Source organism: Hymenobacter sp. YIM 151500-1 (genome assembly GCF_025979885.1).
GTDB lineage: Bacteria > Bacteroidota > Bacteroidia > Cytophagales > Hymenobacteraceae > Hymenobacter.
In genome coordinates, this window is record NZ_CP110139.1 from 3,566,103 (window position 1) to 3,589,114 (window position 23,012).

The window sequence follows — 23,012 nt, forward strand, 5'->3', positions numbered from 1 at the left end:
CCATGCCCGCCGCCCGCATCCTCGACTACCAGCCCAGCCACCAACCGGCCTTTCGCGCCCTCAATCAGGCCTGGATAACCCAGTATTTTGAAATGGAAAAGCCGGATTATGACATGCTCGACCAGCCGGAGCGGCACATTCTGGAGCCCGGCGGTGCTATTCTCATGGCTGAGTATGAGGGTGAGCTGGTGGGCACGTGTGCATTGATTCGGGAAGAAGAAGGCGTGTTTGAGCTAGCCAAAATGGCTGTGGCACCCGCTGCGCAAGGCCTGGGCATTGGCTGGGCACTGGGGCAGGCGGCCCTGGCCAAAGCCCGGCAGCTGGGCGCCCGCCAGGTAGAGCTGCTGTCAAATTCCCGGCTGAAGCCCGCCCTGGCGTTGTACCGCAAGCTCGGCTTCCGCGCGGTGCCGGTGCCCCCCGGCCCCTACCAGCGCGCCGACGTCAAGATGGTGCTGGACCTGTAGCCCGTGCTACGGGTTGCCCGAACCACCGCCGGTAGATGGGCCGGCGCCAGGCAAACTGCACCCACACCAGCGGATACAGCAGCCCGTCGAGCCACCGGAAGCGGGTGCGGTACTCCAGGTCTTCGACGATGAGCGTGCCCCCGCCGGGCGCGGGCTGCATGAGGTGGCGGTGGCGCCAGAAGCGCAGGGGCGGCGGCAGCTCCTGGCCCTCATCCACGAAGTAGCAGGTGCCGTCGGGTAGCTGGCCATGGTCGGTAATCAGGGCGGTCCAGCGCCGGCGCACCGGGCCCGCGCCCAGCTCCAGGTGCACCTCGTCGCCGCGGTGGCAGCCGTCGAAGCGCAGCAGCCGAAACGGCGGAAACGGTGGCGCCAGGGCCAGGAACAGCTCCCGCGTGAAGCCCCGCCACACCTGGGCCGGAGGGGCAGCTACGCGGGTTTGGAGAAGAAAGTGCATGGCCTCACAACCAGTCCGGAGCGGTTGTGTTCCGGGAAGGCACCAGAGGCAGTAAGTCAACGTGGGCGCTAGATTCCACTGCGTATAGACGCTATATCAGCATCTATGTGCCTTCCCTGGCACGGAGCCCATAGAAACCGACTTGCCGCCCCACCGACGCGCCCATCACGCGTGTGGTGCTGTCGGCCCTGCACACGGCCGCGGATGTGGCGCGCGTGGCCGGGCTGGTGGCGGAGTTTGCCGCTGAAAGCAGGTAGCGGCGGCTCACCCCCTTTCCGCTAACGCAAAAGCGCCCGGCCGTGGGGCCGGGCGCTTGCCAGAGCTATCTGCACCGGGGTTATTCCTTCACAAGCTTCAGCACCTTAACCGGAAACTGGCCCTGCTTGATGTGGGCCAGGTAGAGCCCGGCGGGCAGGCGCGACAAATCCAGCTTACCGGCTGTGCCGTCGGGCAAGGCCTGGTCGTACACCAGCTCGCCGGTGGCGTTGTAGAGCTTCACCGAGGCCGGGCTATGGTCGCCGCCCGATAGCAGCACGTTCAGCTCCTGGCGGAACGGGTTGGGGTAGGTCGTGACGATGGCTGGCTCGGCGGGCTGCTCCTCGTCCGGCAAGGAGCCTTTGGCGGCCAGGGTGCCGGGGTTGCACTGGGTGCCCGTGGAGGTGCGGGTGCTGGTCTGCGGCCGGTCGTTGGCTCCGGTCCAGGCAATCGTCACGGTGTTCGGGCCACTGACGGCGGCCGTGGAGAAGAAACTCTCGCCGGGCGGCACTACCAGCACGCCCTGCTGAGTGGTGCCGCTCACGGTCCACCGCACCTTCACCCGGAACGGGTTGTAGTTGAGAATGCGCCAGCGCCGCTCCGCGGCCGGATTAGCCGAGCACACCGGCGAAAAGCGCAGGTCGATAACGAACGGCGGCCGGAAGGTGACTTTCCGCACGGCGCGGTCGGCCTGGAGCAGGCCGTAGCCGGTGGTGAAGTCGAAGCCCTGGTCGAAGACGTCGCCGGCGGGGTCGGCATTAGGCCCTACGTCGTAAGTGGAGTCGTTGGTAAACTCGTCGTCCATGTCCAGGGCCGTGCTGGTCATGGCCAGCTTCACCAGATCGGGCGGCAAAGGGTTGCGGAAAGCCTCTATCATCAGGGCGGCCACGCCCGCCGCGTGCGGGGCCGAGGCCGAGGTGCCGAAGAAGTTCGGGAACCCGTCGCCCTCCACGTCGCTGTCGGCGAGAGGCGCAACTTGCACGGGTGGGAAAAAGGTGGTGTTGGCCCCATCAGGAGCCGTAATCTCGGGCTTTAGGCGCACTACCGGGCGCGGGAACCGGTTGCCGTTGGCGTCGAAGTAGATCGGGATTCGGCTGTAAGAAGAGAAGCTTTCGTGTACCGGCGGGGTCGTCCCAAACGGCGGCGTGTCCTGGTAGAAAGCCGCGCCTACCGAAATAGCCCCGGCCGCCGTTACGTGCCCGAATGCCGTGCCGGCAAAGATGCCCGGCACCGGCGGGCTGGTGCGGCGCGGGAAAGCCGCGGTGCCAAACTGGATGTACTTCACGCGGTTGGGGTCGGGGCCCGCAGACTTGGTGATAACCACGTAGAACACCTCGTTCTGATTGGTCCTGTCGGTGTTTGCGTACACCAAAAACTCGATAGGGTCGCCGCTGGCCAGATTGTTGGTGGCGCTGGCTGCTACTACCCGCAGCGAGTCGTTGAGCAGGTAGATGTCCAGGTCGGTGCGGGCCTGCTTGGTGGTGTCGCCCGTGACGGAGAAGAAGGCATCATCCCACTGAAACGGCACGGCAAACACCCCGCCCTTCGGAATGATAACCGGCTGGTAGTAGCGGGGCCGCTGGCCTGGCGCGCTGAAGTTGTGGGCCGTTCCCGTGCCCGGCCCCAGTGGCTCGAAAGCAGAAGCCCGAAATGGACTCTCGTACGAATCCCGGCCAAAATTGCCCACCGCCGTGAAGAAGCTTACGCCCTTGCTTTTCACCTGGTCGATGGCCTTGGCACTTACCCCGTCGGAGAAGTACGGTTCGTCAACAAAAAGAATGTCATCGACAATGACCTGGCAGCCGGCATCGGCCAGGTTCAGAATGGCCTGGGCAAAGTTGGCCTCGCCGCCCTCAAAGGCCGTATGAAAGGCCAGCTCGGCGTCGGGTGCCACGTCGTGAACGATTTCGAGCATGGCCCGGCCCTCGTCGATGAAGTCTTCATCTTCGGCGGGCAGCTCTTGCAGCACTTGCACGGGCTTGGTGCGGCCGGTGGGGTTACCGGGACCGGGCAGGTCGCCGGAGGCAATGCCGGCGGCAGCCCCATTCAGCCGATTGTAGCTGTCGGACAGCACGCCCACTTTCACGCCCAGGCCGCTTACGCCGGCCACCTGCCGGGCCACGTCCGAGCGTTGGGCCTTGTCGCCCTGGCTGGTCACCCTGCCCACTTTGAGCCGGGGCTTGTAGGCGGCCCGCACGAAGCGCACCTGGCGGTGGGCCCCCAGCTTGCGCAGGTTGCTGATGGGCACTGAGCCCGAAATCAGCTGCTGGGCCACGGCGGCGTTGGTCAGGCCCACGCTGCCTTTCAGCTCATTTGCCAGCTGCTGGGCGTCGCCCTGGGCCGTAATGTTCACCACTACCGAGCCGTTGCGCACTTGCAGGTACGGATTGGCGGGTTTGAAGGCCGCGCCGCGGCGGCTGGTGCCAGCCTGCGCCTGCTGGCTCAGCTCCAGCAGCTCGGCGCTGACTTTGCCGGTGGCTTTCTGAGTCTGGGGCCGGGCCGCTAGGCGGGCAGTGCGCTGGCCGGGGTCGGGCGGCAGGACTGGCTCGGCCACCTGGGCCTGCCCGTAGTGGCCCAGGCATACCAGCAGCACGAAGGCACTCCAGGCAGTTTTGAGGCTGGTGGAGAGCTGGGAAAGGGTTTGTTTCATAGAATGAGGAATAAGGTTGGTGGATGATGGAAAGGAAGACCAGAATGTATGCTGTAAGTCAGGAGGAAAAGCTCGAAACCGATGGTTGCTCCTGGGCCCCTAGCATAGCAGGGCCTAGCTAAATAGGCCGCTACTCGCAACAGAGCGTTGAACCTTCTATATAGTTGGCTGAGGATAAAACTAATTTCTCTGTGGTAAGCCCAAGCTCGACAGTCAAACAAAAAAGCCAGGACCTAAATTTTAGGTCCTGACTTTTTAGAAGTGTACGAATCTCAACTTAGCCCCTTCTCATCCCAGCAGCTCCTCAATATCCTCCTTGGTGAGGCTCTTGATGATGGCCTCGTCGGTGGTAATCAGGTCCGAAACGAGCTGGATTTTGCGGTTTTGCAGGGCCAGGATTTTCTCTTCCACGGTGCCGCGGGTAATGAACTTGTAGGTAAACACCGTGCGCTGCTGCCCGATGCGGTGGGCCCGGTCCACGGCCTGGGCTTCCACGGCGGGGTTCCACCAGGGGTCGAGGATGAACACGTAGTCGGCGGCGGTGAGGTTGAGGCCCACGCCCCCGGCTTTCAGGCTGATGAGGAACACGCGCAGGTCCTCGGTTTCCTGGAAGCGGGCCACTTCCTTGTGCCGGTCCCGCGTGTTGCCGTCGAGGTAGGCGTAGCTGATGTGGCGCTCATCCAGGGAGGCCCGCACGATGTCGAGGTGTTTCACGAACTGACTAAACACCAGTACCTTGTGGCCTTCCGACACCACGCTCTTTATCATGCGCACCACCTCGCGCAGCTTGCCCGACTCGTGGGCGTACTCCTCGTCGGCCATGCGGGGGTGGTTGGCAATCTGGCGCAGCTTGGTCAGGCCCTGGAGCAGCATAAACTGGGTGCTGGCCGTGCCGTGCTCCTCGATGCTTTGCAGGATCTTGTTGCGGTAGTAGCTCTTGGTTTCCTCGTAGCACTGCTGCTGCTCCTCGGTCATGGGGCAGTAGCTCAGGTTTTCAATCTTCTCGGGCAGCTCCCGTGCCACCTGGGCTTTGTGCCGCCGCAGGATGAAGGGCTTGATGAGCGTGTGCAGGCGCCGGGTCTTGGCCTCGTCCTTGCCTTTCTCGATGGGCTTCAAGAACTCCTTGCGGAAAAACGACTGACTGCCCAGCAAGCCAGGGTTGATAAACGACATCTGCGACCAGAGGTCCATGGTGCTGTTCTCGACCGGCGTGCCCGTCAGGATGAGGCGGTGGCGGGAGTGCAGCCCCCGCACGGCCTGGGAGGTGGTGGAGCCGGGGTTCTTGATGGCCTGCGACTCGTCCAGAATCACGTAGTCGAACTGGTAAGTTTTCAGCAGCTCAATGTCCAGGCGCACAATGCCGTAGGAGGTCAGCACCACGTCGTAGCCGGCAAACTGCTCCACGTTTTTGTCGCGGTAGGTGCCGGTGTAGATGAGCAGGCGCAGGCTGGGCGTGAACTTGAAGGCCTCAGCCATCCAGTTGTAGACCAGCGAAGTAGGCATGACCAGCAGGGACGCTGCTTCCTGAGCGGCGCCGGTTTCCTTGCGGTGCAGGAGCATGGCCAGGGTCTGGATGGTGTTGTGCGTCAGCACGAAATTGTCGGTGACGTATAGCCGGTCGGGCGCATCCACGCTGATGCACTGCGCGGGCATGGTACCCAGGTAGTCGACGGCCTTGATGCCGCGGTAGGGCTGGTACTTGGTTTTGGGCCGGTATAAGGCCGCCTTGCGGCCCAGCCGGAAGGGCTGCACGTGCGGCGGTAAGCTCAGGGTGAGAGTAAACGCGCGCTGTCCCTGTCGGGTCTCGCCCTGATGCATGAAGCGCGGCACCTTGCTCGACTGCCGCACGGTGCCGCCCAGCGACTGCACCAGAAACGTGACCCCCTCCACCAGCGCCGCCGATACGGAAGTAAACTGGCACACGTCGCCCGAGCGGGATACGTAGCCATCCGAATCCATCAGCCCCTGGAGCAGGGCCAAGCGGGTGGCCGCGTCGTTGAAGAGGTAGGCTTCCGGAATAAACTTATCACGGGAAGCTTTGTCCTTCAGGCCCAGCGCTTTGATGTGTTGCATCAGCGCATTGGCCCAGCCCGCGGCTTTCACAACATTGTATTCGTACGAGCCTGGCACATGCCTAAGCAGCAGGCCGTCCGGTAGGGCCGCAGTGGCGTAGTTCACGATTTCTCTATCGGCTGTGCTCAGCCCGATACTGTTGCGGCGGAAGCATCCGTCGCCGAGCAACAAGCCCAGCAGGTAGGCATCGACGGGCACGGGTTGCGCTGCAAATGCTACTGGCTGCACCAGCGGAACAAACCACTTCGTGTTGCCGTGCCGGTCGTGCAGGTCGTGGCGCAGGGCCCCCAGCTCCTTTACCTGGTAGCCTTGCCCCCGGTACTTCTGCACGGGGCTTTGCACGGCCCACAGGTGCTCGGCGCAGCAGTCGGCCGTGGCTCCGTCGGTGAACGTAACGCGAAAGATTTCCTTTTCACCCTGCGGAAACACGCCCGTGACGCGCGAACGGCTACCCTGCGAGTTGATAACCTCATCGCCCACCTGCACCTGCCCCATCGTGGTCCACCCGGTTGGCGTCAGAATGCGGGCGTGCAGCGGCTGCGCTTTGCCCAGGCCCATGTCGTCGGCCAGGCAGCCGCCAAAACCGTACTGCTGCACGAAATGAAGCCAATTGTAGCCTGCCTTTTGGTAAGGGCGCAACTCCCCGCGGAAGCCCGCGGGCAGGGGACGGTCTTCCACGGCCTCAAACTCGCGCAGCTTTTCCAGTTTCCGGCTCATCGTAACCGTGGCCAGGTTGCCGCTCTGCAAGTCTGATACCAGGGCCAGGTGATGCTTGCGCAGCGTCAGGGACTGGTGGTGCTCCTCCGAGAAGGCAAACAGCTCCAGGTATTGCGTAAACCACTCTTCCGGAATGATGGCAATCTGCCCGTTGGGCAGGCGGTATTCGGGGCGCTTGTTCAGGATGTAGGGCCGCAGCTTGATGAAGGGCACCTCAAACTCGCCGAAGCGCACCGTGCCGTGCACGTCAAACCAGTCGTTGGTTTCCGTGATGCCTACCTGCACCGTCACGGCTCCGATGAAGTAGTCCTTGCCCGAGGTAGGACCCTGCTGCACCGTAAAGCCCAGGCGGGCCAGCTCCTCGGCGTGGTGGTGGAGCCAGCGGAAGGCGGTGGCTTTTTCCAGCACGGCCCGGCCGTTGCGCACCTCCAGGGCTCGGTCGCGCAGCTCGGCAATGATTTCCTGCTCCCGGTCGAGGTTGCGGATGAGGCGGTGGAAGATATAGGTGTCTTCCTGCTTTTCCAGCTTCACGCACACGCGCTTGTCGTGGGCCGTGTGCACGGTATGGTCGCCGTAGCGGAAGCTTAGGTCGAAGTGGATGTGGTCGGACACCGGGGCCTCGGCCGTGGCAGCGACGGCAGCCGGGCTACCCCGCCGGGCGGGGGCCGGAGCCGGGCGGCCAGCGCCAGCGGCTACCACCGTAGCGCCCGGCGCATCCGAAAACGTGAGCTGGGGCCGGGCCACGTACCGCTCCGAACGGATATCGAAGCCGCGGGCGTGCACGTCGAACGACTCCACCAGTGGGGCCACAAACCGCTGGAAGTAGCTGTCCTCCACCTGCCGCGGAATCACAATAAACTTCTTGTTGAGGAAGGGCTTCAGCTTCCGGCCGTCCACGTCATTCTGGAAGTTGTGCAGGGTGTCGCCCACCAGCAGCCAGGCCGGCTGCTCGCACACAATTACAGCGTTTTTATACTGAAACTCCAGCTTCTGCCCCTGGTACTGGATGGTGGGGAAGTAGTGGGTGCTGTCCTCATTGCGGCGGAAGTGAAACAGCACCGAGGCCCGCTCCGGCGCCACGCCAATCTCGCGCCAGGTGGGCTCCCCGTCCTTGCCCATGATAAACACGCACTTGCCCGCCAGCCGCTCCAGAATCTGCCCCATGCGCTCCTGCACGTACTGCCCAATGGCTTCCTGCAAGGCTTTGTCGCCCTTGGTGGGGTCATAAATGCGCAGGAAGAAGTCGGCCGGCGTGGTTTTCTTGGGCCAAAATTCCTTTATCACTGCGTCCTGCTGAATCTGGTCGGTGAGAGCCACTAGCTCAAAGTCCACTTCGTCCAGCCCATCCGCAAACTCCGGAGCATTTTTGGCCGATACGGTCTGGTGTTGCAGGGTCAGCTGCCCCCGCGGGTTGCGCTGCACCACGTACGATTCAAACAGATAGCCCAGGTATTCATGCTCTAGAAGCGAATAAACAATCTGAAAAGGCTGAGAAGTGGAAACCTTCATAATCGGCGCTGATAATGCAACGTTGAAAGTAGGGACATTTGCTAAATACTGTATTTATTAGTGAAAAATAAAAAATAATCAATGAATAATTACATCTATAAGACGAGTCACGGTTTGCAGTCTTTGGACAGCCTTTCTGAGTAGATGAAACTAAGCGGTGCGGTGCACGCTAATCTGGCAAGTTCGCCAACCAAGGCTGTAGATGGCAACTTGATACGGTTGCTTCCTCTGAGCCGCAGACAGTAATAGAGCGTCATGCTGAGCGCAGCCGAAGCATCTCTCCCGCTGACTAACTCCTGCTGCTTGTTCAACGAAGCGGGAGAGATGCTTCGGCTGCGCTCAGCATGACAAGCAAGACCTGGCTCTTTGCCTAATTATGCACCTAGCTAGCGGGTGGCAGCGGAACCTGCTTACAGGTTTTCGCGCAGGTCGAGGCGGGCGGCGTTCAGGGCGGGCCGGATGGACACCACAATGGTGATGATGATGATGGCAATGCCGGTCAGTACGATGTCGGAGAGCTGCATCTTCACGGGGTAGGAGTCGACGACGCTGGTAGCCATGCCCATGCTCACAATGTGGAAGGTTTGCTGGAGCCAGCAGATGCCCACGCCCAACACCAGGCCCGTAATGGCGCCTACCTGGGCTACAATGGCGCCCTCCAGCAGGAAGATGTTGCGGATAGTGCGCGAGCCGGCACCCATGGCCATGAGCACAGCCACGTCCTTGCGTTTGTCAATGACCAGCATCGACAGGGAAAAGAAGATGTTGAGCGAGGCAATCAGCAGAATAAAGGCGAAAGTGATGAACACAAACATCTTCTCCACCTTGATGGCCTTGAGCAGGCTCACGTGCTGCTCATCGGAGTCGAGCACCCGGAAGCCGCTGCCGAGGCGCTGCTTCAGGGCCTGCTTCACGTCGGCAATGGGCTGGCCGGGCGCCACTTTCACCTCCAGGGCCGTGCGGCGGCGGCCGTAGCGCAGCAGCTCCTGGGCAAACTCCAGGGGCACGTAGATGTAGCTGTCGTCGATGTGCTGCTCAATCAGGAAGACGCCCCCGGCCAGAATCGGCTGCTCGTTGAAGGCCGTTTCGGGATTCATCGACAGGGTTTTGCGGCCCGTGTTGCGCGGGTAGAGCAGGCGCATGGGCGAGAAGCGGTTGTTGAGGGCAATGCTCAGCTCGTGCTGCACGCCGGCCCCCAGCAGGGCGTAGTCGAGGCCCTCCCGGCGCAGGCGGTGCTCGCCCTCCACAATGGCCGAGTCGATGTTGCTCTGGTGGTGGTAGTTGTCCGAGACGCCCTTCATCTTCACCACCATTTGCCGGTCGCGGTACTGCAGCAGGGCGTTGTCCTCGATAACCTCGGTAACCAGGCTCACGCCCGGCGTGCCTTTGAGGCGGGCCAGAAACTGCGGCTCTGCCACAAACGACTTGCCCTGCACGGCGGTAATCAGCAAGTCGGGGTCCGACTTGCCGTAGAGGCTGCGCACCAGGTCCTCCAGCCCGTTGAACACGGACAGCACAATGATGAGCGCCATCGTCCCCACCGCCACGCCAATCATGGAGATGTTGGAGATGATGCTGATGATGTTGCGCTTCTTCTTCGAGAGAAAATAACGCCGGGCAATGAGCAGAGGTACGTTCACGTGCGGGGCGCGGAGGGGTAGGGCAGAGCGGAGCGGAAAAGAGCGGGAAAAGTAGCGGAATTAGCTGGCGCGGCGCATAAAGTCTTCGAGGCGGCGCAGGCGCTCCTCGTGGTCTTGGTAAACGGTAATGCGAATCTCCCGCAGGTCAGCCCGAATACCTCCCAAGTGGTCAAGCACAGCACCAGCAAAGGCATTGAACCCAGCTTCGTTACGGTCCAGGCGGTCCAGAATCTGTACCTGCGTCTGCTGCATGTGCTCCTGAGTGGAGAGCATTTTTTCTTGAATTTGCACTACCGTGCGCAGGATGGAATTGGTTTGGTTGAGTTGCTCCTGCTGGCGGTCCATGCGGAGCAGCATTTCGGCCGGGAGTTCCGAGAAGTCGTTCTTATCAGCCATCGGGCAGCGCGGAGTAGTAAAGCGTGAAGCAAGATACGCCGCTCAGCCGAAAAGGTGGAACACCAAATCAGGCTATTTCCAAGCCTTCACAATCAGCCCCGTGCCCGACTCGTGGCGCCGGTTGGTGTCGAACCAGTTGAGGATAAGGCAGAAAGGAAAGGTGAGCAAGTAGTAGAACGGCAGCAGCAGAAAAAACCAGCGCGAATAGCCGAGCAGCAGGATAGGGTACTTCATGCTCAGGCGCCACGACACCTGCCCCGGCTCGCCGTAGCTGTAGCGGGCCTCAATCCGCTCGAAGCCCGCGGTGCGCAGCTTCTGCTGAATCTCGTGGATGTTATAGCCGTCGCGCACGTGCTCCTCAATGAAGGAGGTTTCGCCGTCGGCGTGCACATCGGAGCCGCCCTGGTCCGAAGGCGTGGAAATCAGCAACATGCCGCCGTCCTTGAGCGAGGCGTGGATGTTGCGGAACACCTCTACGTCTTCCAGGATGTGCTCCATCACGTCCACGGACAAGGCTAGGTCGAAGGTGTTGGGCTGCTGGTAGAGCACCAGGTCTTGCACGGCAAACTGGGCGTTGGTGCGGCCAATCTGCCGGAAGAAACGGTTGGAATCGGCCACCTGCTCGTCCTTCACATCCACGGCCAGAATGGTCCACCTGCGGCTCAGGCCCGACAGCCAGTAGGTGTACTGCCCGTAGCCGGAGCCGGCGTCGAGCACGTTCAGGGCTTCGTCGGTGCGGCCCTGAGCCCACTGGCGCAGCTCCCGGTGCACGTGCCAGGTGCGCAGCAGCAGCAAGTCGAGCAGGTGGTAAAACAGGCGGCGCAGCAGCGGCGTGCGGTTGAACACCTCGCCAAGGGACTTCTTAATCGGGTCGTAGTACAACTGAAACGAGTGAATGAGTGGATGAGTGAATGAGTGACTGTAGGTGGAGAGCCGTCGAGAAATGAGACATCGGCATGTTTTCATTCACTCATTCACTCATCCACTCATTCACTCATTCGTCTTCGTCGGCGAAGAGCTTGGGGCGTTTGGGGGCGGCGCTGGCGTCGTCGGAGGCAGCGTCGTCCTCGGGTGGGGCGGGCGGGATGTGCAGGTCGCCAAATACTTTGTCCATATGGGCGGCGTAGGCGGCGGAGTCGTCGAGGAAGAACACCAGCTCGGGCACCACGCGCAGCTGCTGGCGCACCCGCTTGGCCAGGGCCTGGCGGACGACTTTCTGATTGTCTTTCACGAGCAGCAGCTGGTCATCGGCGTTCTGGGCCAGCAGCAGGCTCAGGTACACGCGGGCAATGCCCAGGTCGGGCGACACGCGCACCAGGCTGATGCCCGGCGGCAAGCCCGGAAACAGGTGGGGCAGGTCGCGCTGAAATACGGCGGCCAGCTCTTGCTGGAGCAGGCTGGCTACTTTTTGCTGTCGTTTGCTTTCCATAAGAAGGGGCAAAGATAGGTGGTTAGGGACTTAGGGTCTTGGGGGCTTAGAGTCTTGAATAATGGGCGTAAAGAGGACTGCATAAGTGCCAACGGGTGCCGGGCTTCTATCTTTGCTTTACGGGGCTTTTCGATAAAGGCTTACACGAGAAATCTAAGCCCCTAAGCCCCCAAGACCCTAAGCCCCTCCTTTGCTCCAATTCTTCAAAAGCTCCCTGCCCACGCGGCTGTTTGTGCTGCTGCTCTTGCTGCTGGCCCTGCGGCTGCCGCTGCTCTGGTGGGGCCTGCCGCTGCTGCCCAGCGAGTTGCGCGGCCTGCTGGTGGGGGAGCGGCTGCACGAAGGCGCCTTGCTCTACCGCAACCTCTACGATAGCACCGCCCCGCTGGCCGCGGCCCTGTTCGGGGCTCTCGACGTGGTGGGCAGCCGCCCGCTCTGGCTGCACCGCGGGCTGGCCCTGGTGCTGCTTGCGTTTCAGGCCCTGCGCTTCAACTTCGTGCTCAACCGCGCCGACGTGCACCCCGAGCGCGGCTACGTGGGCGCCCTCACCTACCTGCTGCTCGGCTCCCTCACCGCCGACCTCGACATCCTGTCGCCGCTGCTGCTGGGGCACACGTTTCTGATAACGGCCCTGAGTGCCCTGTTGCCCACCTCCCGCGAGGGGTACGACAACCGCCGCCTGTTCCGGGCGGGCTTTCTGGTGGGGGTGGCGGCCCTGTGCTACCTGCCGCTGGCGCTGTTTCTGCTGGTGGGGCTGTTTGCGGTTATCGTCTTCGCCGCCAACTCGTTCCGGAGCTTTTTGCTACTGGTCTGTGGCTTTCTGTTTCCGTATGCGGTAGTGGCTACCGTGTTTCTGTACGCCGATTCCCTGCCGGCTTTCGTGCAGTTTCATTTGCAGCCTACCTTGCAAGGCCTGGCCAACGGCCCCGAGGGACTGCCGCTGGGGGTGCTGCTGCGGCTGCTGGTGCTGCCGGGGTTGCTGCTGGTGCTAAGCCTGGGCCGCAGCTTCACTACGTCGCTAGGGCTGGTATTTCAGGTCAAGTTTCTGCAGCTGATGCTGGTGTGGCTGCTGGTGGCCGTAGCCATGGGCGCAGCCGGCCGGGGCACGGCACCCGGCACGCTGGTGCTGCTGCTGCCGCCGCTCACCTACTTCAGCTTGTTTCTGTGGCAGAAAGCCCGCCGCCGCTGGGTGCCCGAGGTGCTGCTGCTCCTGGTGCTGGGCGCGGTGGTGGCCGTGCGCTACCGTGAGGCGCTGCGGCTGGAAGCCGTCGTGCAGATTCCGGCTGAAAGTCGCTTTGCCGTGCGCCCTAACCCCACCTATGCGTTTCTGGAAGGCCAGCGCCTGCTCGTGCTCGGTCCCGACCAGCGCCCCTACCTGCGCAACCGCCCCACCACGCCCTACTTGGACTGGCGCCTATCGCAGGTTGATTTTGGCCAGCTCGACCAGTACGATGCCGTGTTCCGCCTCTCGCGCAGCTTCCAGCCCCAGCCCCCGCGCTACCTCATCGACCAGGCCGGCCTGCTGCCCGAGCTGCAATACAAAGTGCCGGCCATCTTCGGCCGCTACGAGCCCACCAACACCCCGCGGCTGTACCGGCTGAGGTAAGTTGAGAAGTTTATAAGTTGAGGAGTTAGAAAGTTGAGAAGGCCCCTGGCCGAAGTCTTAGCCGCCGCAGGCGGCGAGACTTCGAGCCACGGAAATGGGGCAAGTCTCCCGACTTGCGGCCGCGCCAGCGGCCAGCCGGTACCGCGCCGTTTGGGTACAGCACCGTTTCGGGCATCATCACGCAGGTGGTAAGGCTCCCAGAGCGGAAGCCTCGGGCTACGTAGCAGCTCCCGGAGTATTCGCTGACTAGCCTTGAACTTTAGCTCTGGGACGTGCGGAGCGGTTTAGCATTGTTCTGCCTCGTCGTTCTGCCCCGTCGCGAAGTGAAACTTCGCGTTACTTATGACTTCTGCTGGCCACCCAGCAACCTCACGAGGCGCGGTTCCGGCTGGCCGCTGGCGCGGCCGCAAGTCGGGAGACTTGCCCCATGAGCCGGCGGGCAGACGCCTCGCCAAAGGCGAGAAGTCTGCCGCCAGGGGCCTTCTTTCAGCAGTCAATCTTGGCCACGCGGGTTTGGTGGCGGCCGCCTTCAAAGGCGGTATTTAGGAACTGGCTGACGATGGCGCGGGCGTCTTCCTCACTTACGAAGCGGGCCGGCACGCACACGATGTTGGCGTTGTTGTGCTGGCGGGCCAGGGCGGCTAGCTCCGGCTCCCAGGCAATGGCCGCCCGAATGCCGCGGTGCTTGTTGGCCGTGATGCACACCCCGTTGGCCGAGCCGCACAGCAGCACGCCCCGTTCCAGCTCCCCGGCCGCTACCGCCGTGGCCAGCGGGTGCACAAAGTCCGGATAATCAACTGAATCAGCGGAGAAGGTGCCGAAGTCGCGCACCTCGTAGCCATTATCCTGCAGCCACTGCACCAGCATCTGCTTGTACGCAAACCCGGCGTGGTCGGAGCCGATGGCAATGTGGTTTTCCATAAAAGCTACTGTGAGTAATGAGGAGAGAATGTGGGAAATCCGGTAAGAAACTAATTGGCCGAATAATCGGCCATTTTCACATTTCTCACATTCATCACATTCATCACATTCATCACATTCATCACATTCATCACATTCATCACATTCATCACATTCATCACATTCATCACATTCATCACATTCATCACATTCATCACATTCATCACATTCATCACATTCATCACATTCATCACATTCATCATATTCATCATATTCATCATATTCATCATATTCATCATATTCATCATATTCATCATATTCATCATATTCATCATATTCATCATATTCATCATATTCATCATATTCATCATATTCATCATATTCATCATATTCATCATATTCATCATATTCATCATATTCATCATATTCATCATATTCATCATATTCATCATATTCATCATATTCATCATATTCATCATATTCATCATATTCATCATATTCATCATATTCATCATATTCATCATATTCATCATATTCATCATATTCATCATATTCATCATATTCATCATATTCATCATATTCATCATATTCATCATATTCATCATATTCATCATATTCATCATATTTACTAGGCTACGTGGTTGTTTTCAGCGAGTTGGGCGTTGAGGCGGGCCGTGTTGTTGCGGCCTACTACGCGGGCAATGGTAATGCTTAGCTCGTAGAGCAGAATGACGGGGATGGTGACGATAATCTGGGCCGTTACGTCGGGCGGGGTGATGATGGCGGCCAGAATCAGAATGACTACAATGGCGTGCTTACGGTACACGCGCATGATTTCGGGCGTCACCAGGCCGGCTTTGGCCAGAAAGAACACAATCATGGGCAGCTCAAACACCAGCGCGCACGACAACGACATGGTAGTCAGCGTGCTGATATAGCTCTGCAAGTCAATCTGATTTTCGATGGTGGGGTCGAGCTGGTAGGAAGCCAGAAAGTTGATGCTCAGGGGCGCGGCAATGAAATAGCCGAACAGCAGGCCCAGCACAAACAGCACCGACACGAAGAACACCGCCCCGCGCGAGTTGGCCCGCTCGTGCGGGTACAGCCCCGGCTTAATAAAGCGCCAGATTTCCCAGAACGTGTACGGAAACGCCAAGGACAGTCCCACCACAAACGAGGTGCTGATGTGCATGGTCAGCTGCCCGCTCATCTGCCGGTTTTGCAGGTCGAAGGTGGGGCGGTCCATGCGCAGGCCCGGCGCCCCCAGCCACTCGCCCACCTGGTTGAACATGCGGTAGGTCCAGAAATCAGCCCGCGACGGACCCAGAATCAGGTCGTGAAACAGGAAATCCTTGGCCAGAAACGCGGCCAAGGTAAAAACGACCACCGCAATAGCGGCCCGGATGATGTGCCAGCGCAACACCTCCAGGTGGTCGATAAACGACATTTCCTGCTGGTCGCCCAGCGAAGGTTGAGGGGTGTTCAAGGGAATGAGTGAATGGGTGAATGAGCAAATGAGTGAATCAGCGGAGCGGAAGCATGAACGAAAACTAGTCTGGGCAGGATGTAGCCAGCCGATTTTATTCATTCATCCACTCATTCACTCATCCACTCATTTATGAAAACAGCGGGTATTGCTGCATCCAGTCGTTTACCTGGCCTCGCACGCGGGCCAGGCGGGCATCGTCGGCGTTATGGGTCAGGGCCTCGTCGATAAACTCCACGATGCGCACCATGTCGGCTTCCCGCAGGCCGCGCGTAGTCACGGCCGCCGAGCCGATGCGCATGCCGCTGGTCACGAAGGGCGACTTGTCATCGAAGGGCACCATGTTTTTGTTGATAGTGATATCGGCTTTGACCAAGGTGTTTTCGGCCAGCTTGCCCGTGAGGCCTTTGCTGCGCAGGTCGATGAGCATGAGGTGGTTGTCGGTGCCGCCCGAGATGATCTGGTAGCCGCGCGCCACGAAAGCCCCGGCCAGGGCCTGGGCGTTGCGAATCACCTGCTGCACATACTCGGTGTAGGTGTCGGTTAGGGCTTCGCCGAAGGCCACAGCCTTGGCCCCAATCACGTGCTCCAGCGGCCCGCCCTGAGTGCCCGGAAACACAGCCGAGTCGAGCAGGCTGCTCATCATCCGGATTTCGCCTTTCGGCGTCTTCAGCCCGAAGGGATTCTCAAAGTCCTTGCCCATCAAGATCAGGCCGCCGCGCGGGCCCCGCAGGGTTTTGTGCGTGGTCGTCGTCACGATGTGGCAATGGTCGAACGGGTTGTTCAGCAGGCCTTTGGCAATGAGGCCGGAGGGGTGCGAGATGTCGGCCAGCAGCAGGGCGCCCACCTCGTCGGCAGCTTCGCGCAGGGCCTGGTAGTTCCAGTCGCGCGAATAGGCCGAGGCCCCGCAGATGATGAGCTTGGGCTGCTCGCGGCGGGCCGTTTCTTTTACCTTGTCCCAGTCGATGAGGCCGGTTTCGGGCTCCACGCCGTAGAAGCTGGGCCGGTAGAGCTTGCCCGAGAAGTTGACCGGCGAGCCGTGCGTGAGGTGGCCGCCGTGGGCCAGGTCGAAGCCCAGAATTTTGTCGCCGGGCTGAAGCACGGCCAGCATCACGGCCGCGTTGGCCTGGGCGCCGGAGTGAGGCTGCACGTTTACCCATTCGGCCCCAAACAGCTCTTTGGCCCGGTCAATGGCCAGCTGCTCAATCTGGTCCACGATTTCGCAGCCCCCGTAGTAGCGCTTGCCGGGCAGGCCTTCGGCGTACTTGTTGGTGAGGATGGAGCCCTGGGCCCGCATCACCTGCTCCGACACGTAGTTCTCCGAAGCAATGAGTTCAATACCGTGGGTTTGCCGCTCCTTTTCCTTCTGAATAAGGTCAAAAACGGCGGTGTCTAGCGTCAGGGGTAGGGCTTGCGTTTCCATAGCTTCAAAGGTAAGCGGAGTTAGGGACTTAGGGGCGTAGGGTCTTGGGGACTTTGTTGCCGTTCTGGCGTATTTTGTTGCCCTTTGTCTGGCGTACGGCGGCGGCTGAAGTAGCTTCTCACGTCGGCACGAGTCGTTCGGGCGGCTTAGCCCGCCGAGGACGCAGAAGTTTGCGCAGAAGGCGCGGAGCTGTGCTGCCGCTTACCATTCCATGGGCATCAGGCTCTTGGTTCCGCCTTCCTTCGGTTCGCAAGCTCAGGATGACAAACCAAGCCCCTAAGTCCCTAAATCTCTATCTTGCTCATATGAATTCTCCGCAGCTTGCCGAGGTCCTGACCAACTTGCGCGTCGGTGACCAGTCGTTTCTGATAACGTTTTATGAGCAGAACCGCGACCTGTTTGCGCGGTGGGCACGGCGGCGGCACCGGCTGGAGGCAGCCCCGGCCTACGAGCTGCTGCGCACCGTGCTGCTGGAGTTCTACGACCAAGTAGCCGACGGGCGCCTGACCAAGCTGCCGCCCAACCTGCGGGCCTACGTGTATGGCATGGCCGACGAGCAAATGCGCGCCGACCGTACCACCGAGGTGCTGCCCGTGGCTGAGGCCGGCCGCCGCCAGCGCCTGCGGGGGCTGTTCAGCCAGCTCGGCGCCGACTGCCAGCAGGTGCTGATGTACTTCTACTTCCGGGGGTACAACTTCGAGAAGGTGGCCGGCAAGATGGGCTTTGCCAATGCCAACGTGGCGCGCATGCAAAAGTCAGGCTGCCTGCGCAAACTCTACGAGCTACAGTGGCGCACCGAGTCCGGCGAGGCCCTCCAGTAGCGGCCGGCTGCGCGCTTCTGCGTAGCTTAGCTGCCCGGTTTCTTGTTTCACGGCCTCCGGCGGCTCCGTGCCTCCCCCACGCCTTCTTTTATTCCCTTGGTTCAGCATGACGCCGCTGCCCGCTTTCGACCTGCGCCCCTACCTGGAAGAGCTGGAACGCTTTGCCGACGGCCAGATGACGGCTGCCGAGCAGACGGCATTTGAGCAGCGCATGGAGCAGGACGCCCAGCTGCGCCGGGCCTACGAAGCCTTTGCCCAGCTCATGGCCGACCTGCGCTGGGTGGCCGGGCACGAAACCCTGCGCCAGCGCCTCGAATCCGTCGACCTGCACCTCGACCAGCGGCAGGCTGCCCTCACCCGCATCAAGCGGCGCCAGCGCCAAACCCAGCGGCGCTGGGGGCTGCTGGTGGCACTGGGGGCCCTGGCCGTGCTGGCCCTGTGGCTGGTGCTGCGCCCCGCCACCACCACCCCGGATGGCGCCTGGAGCCGCTACTACGTGCCCGATGCCGGCCTGCCCGCCGCGGCCGTGCAAGAGTCGCGGCGGCCGTTGCTGGCCGAGGCCATGCGCCACTACCGCGAGGGGCACTACGCCCCGGCCCTGCACGCCCTGCGCCGGGTGCCCACCAGCAACTTGGGCCAGGACACGCTGCTCTACTACAGCGGCATCTTCCTGCTCAGCCAAGACGATAAAGAGCAAACCCAGGCCGCGCAGCCCCTGCTGCGGCGCGTGGCTACGCAGCCCGAATCGGAGCTGGCCCGCAAGGCCCGCTACCACCTAGGCATGGCCTACTGGCGCAATCAGCAGCTGACGGCGGCCCGCAACACCCTCCGGGCCGTAGCCGCCGATGCCCGCAACCCCTACCAGCAGGCCGCCCAGGAGCTGCTGCGCTCCGGCGCCCTACCCCGAGACTAAGCCGCCGCGCCTGGGGCTTTTCTTCCGCGTCTTCGGCCGAAAAACCAGCATTGAATGACTATGGCTACCCCCGCTTCGCAATGTAGTAGTCGGGCTCGATGTTGGGCTGCAAGGTAAGCTCCAGCGTGTCGAGGTTGAGGGCCGCCAGGTGGCGCAGCTCGGGGTTGTGGCGGTACACGCAGCCTGTGTCGAGGCAAATGGCGCCGGCTGGCTCGTCTACTTGCTTCTGCACCTCGGTGGTGAGCGTGGGTACGTGGCCGTGCAGCAGGCGCCGCCCGCCCAGGCGGGAGGCGTCTAGCACAAACTCCTTGATGTTGAGCATGGTATTCCAGTCGCGGCGCATCTGCTCGGGCGGCAGCCGGAAGTTGAAGCCCGCGTGCACCAGCACGAAGCCCGGCACTTCCAGCTGGTAGGGCAGCTCCTCCAGCCAGCACAGATACGAGTCGGGAATGTCGGCGGCCTGTTGCACCCCGAAGCTTTGCAGGGTCACGTGCCGGTCGGCATCGGGGGCCCAGGTGAGGGCCAGGCGGCCGCAGGCGGCATCGAGCAGCTCCTGGTCGTGGTTGCCGCGCAGGCACACCACCGGGTAGCCGTCGGCCTGGAGCTGCCTGAGGTAGTCGAGCACGCCGCGGCTGTTGGGGCCCTTGTTCACGTAGTCGCCCAGCACGTACAGCTCGTCGTCGCGCGTGAGCTTCAGCTTGTCTTCTACCAGCCGCTGAAACGAAAGCAGGCAGCCGTGCAGGTCGGAGGTGGCGTAGCGGGCCATGATGGGCAAGAGACGTAAGGGGGTGGGGAAATGGCTGCCACAAAAAAGCATCTGCCGCTGCGGCAGATGCTTTTTTGTGGTTGGGTAATCAAAACGGCTAGCTGTACGCCGGCTTATCCAGGTCGGGCTTTTCCAGGTTGCGGTTGGGGTGACGCAGGCCCGCATCCAAGGCTTCCTGTTCCAGCCGGTCTTCGGTGGCCGGGTCAAGGTTGTTGACAGGCAGGTTGCCGGCCCCTTTCGGCTGCTCGGTTTGCGTGGGGCTGCCGTGATTTTCCTTGGACTGCTGGTTGGTGTTGTTGCTGTGGTCAGGCATGGCGGTAAGCTGTTTGTTTTCAGAGAAATACAAAAACACACCGACGCGGCTACTGGATAATAGCTGTGTCGGTGGCGTTAGGGTCGGTGAGGTCGGCGTTGGTGCCCTGGCGGGCCAGCTCGTCATTGTTAATGGCGCGGGGCTCCATCTGGTCCATACCCACGCGGGAGTCGGGGTCGAGCATTTCGTCCTGGTTGGGGCGCTGGTCGTCGGCGTCCAGCTCGTCCACGGGGCGGCGGGGCTGGAGGTCGGCGTCCCGGTCGGCGGGCAGGTCCTGGTTGGGCCGGTCCTCGCGGCCTTCCTCATTGCTGCGCAGGTTGTCGGCGGGGCGGCTGTTTTTATCGGCGTCTTCGTTTACCGACACGGCCGTAATGCCCGACTCACTGTCGGTGCCGTAGCCTTCCTTACCGTCGCGGTTGCCGAAGCCCCCGCGGGCGGCTTCGTTTTTGGGTGGGTCGGCGCCGGGAATGATGTGGCCGGCGGCCAGCTCCTGCTCAGTGGTATCTTCTTCTAGCACGCGCACGGGGCGGTTGTGAGGGTCAGTGGCCATGGGAGTTTCAAGTGTGGTCCGTGAACTAGGATTCACCTGAGTGTACTGCGGTTTGCAGGTTTGGGTTTAGGTTTGATGCAGGAACTGACTGGTCGTTAGCCTTTCCCGACCGGCCTTGTTTCGTTCCTTAACTGCTCCTCATTCACCCTCACTCGCTATGTGGACCGAACACGACAACGCCCTGAACTGCCGCCTGCGCTTCCCCGACTTCAAAACCGCTTTTGCCTTCATGACGGCCGTGGCCGAAGCTGCCGAGGCCCAGGACCACCACCCGTGGTGGGCTAACGAGTACAACACCGTCGAGTTTCGCCTGCGCACCCACGACGCTGGCAACACCGTCACCCGCCGCAACTATCGGCTAGCCGACACCATCAGTCAGCTAGCGGCGCAGTTTGGCGGCGAAACGGTAGCGTAAGCGCGTTATTTAGGCGCTGAGCGAGCGGCAAACGTTTTGAGCCGGATTGGCACACCCAGCGTGGCGCTCAGCCCTGAGCCGCGCACGTGCAGCGTGGTGCTGCCCCGCTGCGAGTTGTAGCGGTACTCTACCGGCACCAGCAACATATCCGTCAGGCCCTGGGTGTAGTACAGGCTCAGGTTCAGCCGCTCCTTGCCAAGGCGGTAGAAGCGCGCCGTGACGCCGGCCGTGATAAACGTGCCGAAGCGGCGGCGTTTGATGATGGTTTCCTGGAAATCAATGGTATCGTAAAAAAGACCTCCACTGCTCAGGCTACTGCAATCAAAGCAATTTCGGTTGTTCCAGTTTAAACCAGTGCCTAAAACCGCGTCCAGCCGAAAGCTGGCCAGGTATGTGTGACGGACGGTATCTATTTCCTTGATATTGTACTCGCCTATTTTTCGGCTGAGCAGTACAGGGAATTGGTGTAGATAAACGCCAGTGCCGCTGCCCCGCCATTCACCATGAAATGGATTTACGGTGTATTGCTGCGGCATTTGCAGGCTATATGCCCAGCCTAACGTGCTACCGCTGTATCCAGTAGCAATGCCCCATTTCTCCCGTACTTGCAGGCGTAGCATAATTACGCCTTGCTCGTCAAATCCAAGCTTACTGTGCGCTTTAAACGGCTGCTTGCCCTTGCCAAAGTGTGCGCCCTCGGCAAAGGTATAGTTGGCTCCGAGTTTTAGGTCCAGATACAGCTTGCTTTGGCTATAACTAATCTTAGGAAATAAAAGCAACCAAGCAGAACAAAGGAAAAAAAGACTTTTCATTTCCTATTAGATTTAAGAACAGCACCCACCAACTATTTGGTGGGTGCTGTTTTTGTTACCATTCATCTTGAATGGAGAATACGCGAGTGATAAATTGACCAACTCTGAATTTAACGTCTGCTTTATATCGCTTGACTCCTTTCATGGAGTTAAAATAACGATGTGTAACTGTATTATGATCACCAGTATGGTTTCCTAGATAAGGAGCATTAAAATTATCATATGAATTTTGGTCTGATTCTACATATGTTTCACAAAGAGGTTGCCAATAGGTGCCAGGATTAGGCTGAATGTACATAGTAGCTGGAGAACCAACCCATGCTCCATACCACGTCTTTTTCTGGTGGTGTGCCTTGGCCACAATAGAATGATAGATGCCGAGCGGTTGATACACTATTTTACAGTCTAAACGTCTGTTATCGGCATAATATTGGTTAGCTTTATCATGCTTTCTATCTGCGCCAGGCCCACACCCTATCCCCGAACCAATTCTAATTCTACCCGGCCTGAATTCAGAGAAACTAGAGCCTGAATCTCCTCCATCCAATAATCCTAACACGTCTTCAGTCAAGTCGAAGTAGCGTATTGAGCTGGCACTTTCATCCGTAGGCTGGGCACTTACAAACTGATCATATTCGCTAGCCTGTGAGGAAGGAATGTAAGATACAATATTGTTAGCGAGGTCGATGCGGAAGATTTTACCTCCAATCTCAACCGTTCCTTCTGGTGAAAGCATAGCAGCGAAATAATCATCTTCAATGATGAGGCCTTCGTCCCAAGGTTCTTCATACGGCTCGAAATAAGGTGGCGTAGGATTACCATCATCTTCTTCCGGAAGTAGGGCCTGGGCGCCTACTGCGCTGGCTTGGTCAGCTACTCCTGCTGCTCTTCTTTCTCGTGCCTCTCTTTCCTGACGCTTTTTAGCGTAGTGGGCACGCAGAGAGTGAAAGCCTGTTTTCTTCTCCCACTTTTCTAAGTGCTCGGCGGTGCCTTCATTCGCGGCCAGCTTATCAAGCTCTTTAGCCTCAGCTAAAAAGTCTGCCTGGTTGGTGAAGGAGAGGTACCGGCCTTTGTTTTTAAACTCCCGTGAGCCTTTGGCATCCGCGGTAGCTGAAGAGGCGGCTGGAGTTGGAGAGGTTTCTACCTCTTTTTGGCAAGCTGTGCTGACTAAGAGCAAGCCACTAGTGATGAGCATGGCGAAGCGCCGTGCTGGTAAATAGTTGGTGAACATAAGTTGTGATGAAAAATGATGAATGGAACACAAGTACTCTTCGCCGCATAGGCTGCTGTTAACCAGAGGATATCAGCTTGTCGATACGACGCAAAAAACAATAGGTGCGCGGGGTGCGGGGCCTCGCTGGGGATAGGGCGGTGTAATAGCTCAAATCCACAAGGATATTTTAATAATTAAGTACAAAAGAAA

General features: G+C 60.3%; 21 protein-coding genes. 5 read left to right on the top strand and 16 right to left on the bottom strand.

What is annotated here, in order from left to right; translation table 11 throughout:
• Positions 1 to 2 precede the first annotated feature (2 nt).
• On the top strand, positions 3 to 464 hold the full coding sequence (locus tag OIS53_RS14925; RefSeq protein ID WP_264679369.1) for a GNAT family N-acetyltransferase: 462 nt from the start codon (positions 3 to 5) through the stop codon (positions 462 to 464).
• On the opposite strand, the gene OIS53_RS14930 is transcribed toward OIS53_RS14925, so the two are convergent.
• The 7 genes from OIS53_RS14930 to OIS53_RS14965 form a co-directional block, all read right to left on the bottom strand.
• Positions 442 to 918, bottom strand: a complete 477-nt coding sequence (locus tag OIS53_RS14930; RefSeq protein WP_264679370.1) for an SRPBCC family protein — start codon at positions 916 to 918, stop codon at positions 442 to 444. The two genes, OIS53_RS14925 and OIS53_RS14930, sit on opposite strands and share 23 nt — an antisense overlap.
• 337 nt (positions 919 to 1,255) lie before the next feature.
• Positions 1,256 to 3,823: a S8 family serine peptidase gene (locus OIS53_RS14935; protein WP_264679371.1), complete on the bottom strand. Its 2,568-nt coding sequence runs from the start codon at positions 3,821 to 3,823 to the stop codon at positions 1,256 to 1,258.
• 288 nt (positions 3,824 to 4,111) lie between these two features.
• A complete protein-coding gene (locus OIS53_RS20515; protein ID WP_413775165.1) occupies positions 4,112 to 8,122 on the bottom strand; it encodes an SNF2-related protein in 4,011 nt (1,336 codons plus the stop codon).
• 410 nt (positions 8,123 to 8,532) lie between these two features.
• Positions 8,533 to 9,762, bottom strand: a complete 1,230-nt coding sequence (locus OIS53_RS14950) for an FtsX-like permease family protein (protein WP_264679372.1) — start codon at positions 9,760 to 9,762, stop codon at positions 8,533 to 8,535.
• A gap of 60 nt (positions 9,763 to 9,822) precedes the next feature.
• On the bottom strand, positions 9,823 to 10,158 hold the full coding sequence (locus OIS53_RS14955; protein WP_264679373.1) for a hypothetical protein: 336 nt from the start codon (positions 10,156 to 10,158) through the stop codon (positions 9,823 to 9,825).
• 72 nt (positions 10,159 to 10,230) lie between these two features.
• Positions 10,231 to 11,040: a class I SAM-dependent methyltransferase gene (locus tag OIS53_RS14960; RefSeq protein WP_264679374.1), complete on the bottom strand. Its 810-nt coding sequence runs from the start codon at positions 11,038 to 11,040 to the stop codon at positions 10,231 to 10,233.
• A 112-nt stretch (positions 11,041 to 11,152) separates the two neighbouring features.
• The gene (locus tag OIS53_RS14965; protein ID WP_264679375.1) at positions 11,153 to 11,587 is read right to left on the bottom strand and encodes a ribosome-binding factor A; all 435 of its coding nucleotides are present in this window, start codon (positions 11,585 to 11,587) and stop codon (positions 11,153 to 11,155) included.
• Between the two features lie 190 nt (positions 11,588 to 11,777).
• Here OIS53_RS14965 and OIS53_RS14970 point away from each other — a divergent pair, with 190 nt between their 5' ends.
• Positions 11,778 to 13,190 (top strand): hypothetical protein, encoded by a 1,413-nt coding sequence (locus OIS53_RS14970; protein ID WP_264679376.1) that lies wholly within the window; start codon positions 11,778 to 11,780, stop codon positions 13,188 to 13,190.
• 486 nt (positions 13,191 to 13,676) lie between these two features.
• On the opposite strand, the gene rpiB is transcribed toward OIS53_RS14970, so the two are convergent.
• The 4 genes from rpiB to OIS53_RS14990 form a co-directional block, all read right to left on the bottom strand.
• Positions 13,677 to 14,111 carry a ribose 5-phosphate isomerase B gene (gene rpiB, locus OIS53_RS14975; RefSeq protein WP_264679377.1) on the bottom strand — a complete coding sequence of 145 codons (435 nt, stop codon included), beginning with the start codon at positions 14,109 to 14,111 and terminating at the stop codon, positions 13,677 to 13,679.
• 50 nt (positions 14,112 to 14,161) lie between these two features.
• A complete protein-coding gene (locus tag OIS53_RS14980) occupies positions 14,162 to 14,713 on the bottom strand; it encodes a hypothetical protein (protein WP_264679378.1) in 552 nt (183 codons plus the stop codon).
• A gap of 5 nt (positions 14,714 to 14,718) precedes the next feature.
• A complete protein-coding gene (gene tatC, locus OIS53_RS14985) occupies positions 14,719 to 15,576 on the bottom strand; it encodes a twin-arginine translocase subunit TatC (RefSeq protein ID WP_319805460.1) in 858 nt (285 codons plus the stop codon).
• Positions 15,577 to 15,706: 130 nt separating this feature from the next.
• The gene (locus OIS53_RS14990) at positions 15,707 to 16,999 is read right to left on the bottom strand and encodes a serine hydroxymethyltransferase (RefSeq protein WP_264679379.1); all 1,293 of its coding nucleotides are present in this window, start codon (positions 16,997 to 16,999) and stop codon (positions 15,707 to 15,709) included.
• Positions 17,000 to 17,304: 305 nt separating this feature from the next.
• Here OIS53_RS14990 and OIS53_RS14995 point away from each other — a divergent pair, with 305 nt between their 5' ends.
• Both OIS53_RS14995 and OIS53_RS15000 read left to right on the top strand, forming a co-directional pair.
• Positions 17,305 to 17,820 carry an RNA polymerase sigma factor gene (locus tag OIS53_RS14995; RefSeq protein WP_264679380.1) on the top strand — a complete coding sequence of 172 codons (516 nt, stop codon included), beginning with the start codon at positions 17,305 to 17,307 and terminating at the stop codon, positions 17,818 to 17,820.
• A gap of 106 nt (positions 17,821 to 17,926) precedes the next feature.
• A complete protein-coding gene (locus tag OIS53_RS15000; protein WP_264679381.1) occupies positions 17,927 to 18,733 on the top strand; it encodes a tetratricopeptide repeat protein in 807 nt (268 codons plus the stop codon).
• 64 nt (positions 18,734 to 18,797) lie between these two features.
• Here the strand turns inward: OIS53_RS15000 and OIS53_RS15005 are convergent, their stop codons facing one another.
• From OIS53_RS15005 to OIS53_RS15015, 3 genes are all read right to left on the bottom strand, one after another.
• Positions 18,798 to 19,499, bottom strand: coding sequence for a metallophosphoesterase family protein (locus OIS53_RS15005; RefSeq protein WP_264682374.1), 702 nt, complete (start codon positions 19,497 to 19,499; stop codon positions 18,798 to 18,800).
• Positions 19,500 to 19,596: 97 nt separating this feature from the next.
• A complete protein-coding gene (locus tag OIS53_RS15010) occupies positions 19,597 to 19,812 on the bottom strand; it encodes a hypothetical protein (RefSeq protein ID WP_264679382.1) in 216 nt (71 codons plus the stop codon).
• Positions 19,813 to 19,861: 49 nt separating this feature from the next.
• Complete coding sequence (locus OIS53_RS15015; RefSeq protein WP_264679383.1) at positions 19,862 to 20,362, bottom strand: hypothetical protein; 501 nt, start codon at positions 20,360 to 20,362, stop codon at positions 19,862 to 19,864.
• A 157-nt stretch (positions 20,363 to 20,519) separates the two neighbouring features.
• Here OIS53_RS15015 and OIS53_RS15020 point away from each other — a divergent pair, with 157 nt between their 5' ends.
• The gene (locus OIS53_RS15020; protein ID WP_264679384.1) at positions 20,520 to 20,777 is read left to right on the top strand and encodes a 4a-hydroxytetrahydrobiopterin dehydratase; all 258 of its coding nucleotides are present in this window, start codon (positions 20,520 to 20,522) and stop codon (positions 20,775 to 20,777) included.
• Between the two features lie 5 nt (positions 20,778 to 20,782).
• Here OIS53_RS15020 and OIS53_RS15025 read toward each other — a convergent pair whose 3' ends face one another.
• The gene (locus tag OIS53_RS15025; protein WP_264679385.1) at positions 20,783 to 21,589 is read right to left on the bottom strand and encodes a hypothetical protein; all 807 of its coding nucleotides are present in this window, start codon (positions 21,587 to 21,589) and stop codon (positions 20,783 to 20,785) included.
• A gap of 55 nt (positions 21,590 to 21,644) precedes the next feature.
• Positions 21,645 to 22,820, bottom strand: a complete 1,176-nt coding sequence (locus tag OIS53_RS15030; protein ID WP_264679386.1) for a hypothetical protein — start codon at positions 22,818 to 22,820, stop codon at positions 21,645 to 21,647.
• Between the last annotated feature and the right edge of the window lie 192 nt (positions 22,821 to 23,012).

Bases quoted from the DNA above. Each gene is read 5' to 3' on its own strand.
- OIS53_RS14925 (WP_264679369.1), top strand. From the start codon at position 3: ATGCCCGCCGCCCGCATCCTCGACTACCAGCCCAGCCACCAACCGGCC.
- OIS53_RS15025 (WP_264679385.1), bottom strand. From the start codon at position 21,589: ATGAAAAGTCTTTTTTTCCTTTGTTCTGCTTGGTTGCTTTTATTTCCT.
- OIS53_RS15000 (WP_264679381.1), top strand. From the start codon at position 17,927: ATGACGCCGCTGCCCGCTTTCGACCTGCGCCCCTACCTGGAAGAGCTG.
- OIS53_RS15015 (WP_264679383.1), bottom strand. From the start codon at position 20,362: ATGGCCACTGACCCTCACAACCGCCCCGTGCGCGTGCTAGAAGAAGAT.
- OIS53_RS14930 (WP_264679370.1), bottom strand. From the start codon at position 918: ATGCACTTTCTTCTCCAAACCCGCGTAGCTGCCCCTCCGGCCCAGGTG.
- OIS53_RS15020 (WP_264679384.1), top strand. From the start codon at position 20,520: ATGTGGACCGAACACGACAACGCCCTGAACTGCCGCCTGCGCTTCCCC.
- OIS53_RS15030 (WP_264679386.1), bottom strand. From the start codon at position 22,820: ATGTTCACCAACTATTTACCAGCACGGCGCTTCGCCATGCTCATCACT.
- OIS53_RS14980 (WP_264679378.1), bottom strand. From the start codon at position 14,713: ATGATGAATATGATGAATATGATGAATATGATGAATATGATGAATATG.
- OIS53_RS14955 (WP_264679373.1), bottom strand. From the start codon at position 10,158: ATGGCTGATAAGAACGACTTCTCGGAACTCCCGGCCGAAATGCTGCTC.
- rpiB (WP_264679377.1), bottom strand. From the start codon at position 14,111: ATGGAAAACCACATTGCCATCGGCTCCGACCACGCCGGGTTTGCGTAC.
- OIS53_RS15005 (WP_264682374.1), bottom strand. From the start codon at position 19,499: ATGGCCCGCTACGCCACCTCCGACCTGCACGGCTGCCTGCTTTCGTTT.
- OIS53_RS15010 (WP_264679382.1), bottom strand. From the start codon at position 19,812: ATGCCTGACCACAGCAACAACACCAACCAGCAGTCCAAGGAAAATCAC.
- OIS53_RS14935 (WP_264679371.1), bottom strand. From the start codon at position 3,823: ATGAAACAAACCCTTTCCCAGCTCTCCACCAGCCTCAAAACTGCCTGG.
- OIS53_RS14965 (WP_264679375.1), bottom strand. From the start codon at position 11,587: ATGGAAAGCAAACGACAGCAAAAAGTAGCCAGCCTGCTCCAGCAAGAG.
- OIS53_RS14995 (WP_264679380.1), top strand. From the start codon at position 17,305: ATGAATTCTCCGCAGCTTGCCGAGGTCCTGACCAACTTGCGCGTCGGT.
- OIS53_RS20515 (WP_413775165.1), bottom strand. From the start codon at position 8,122: ATGAAGGTTTCCACTTCTCAGCCTTTTCAGATTGTTTATTCGCTTCTA.
- OIS53_RS14990 (WP_264679379.1), bottom strand. From the start codon at position 16,999: ATGGAAACGCAAGCCCTACCCCTGACGCTAGACACCGCCGTTTTTGAC.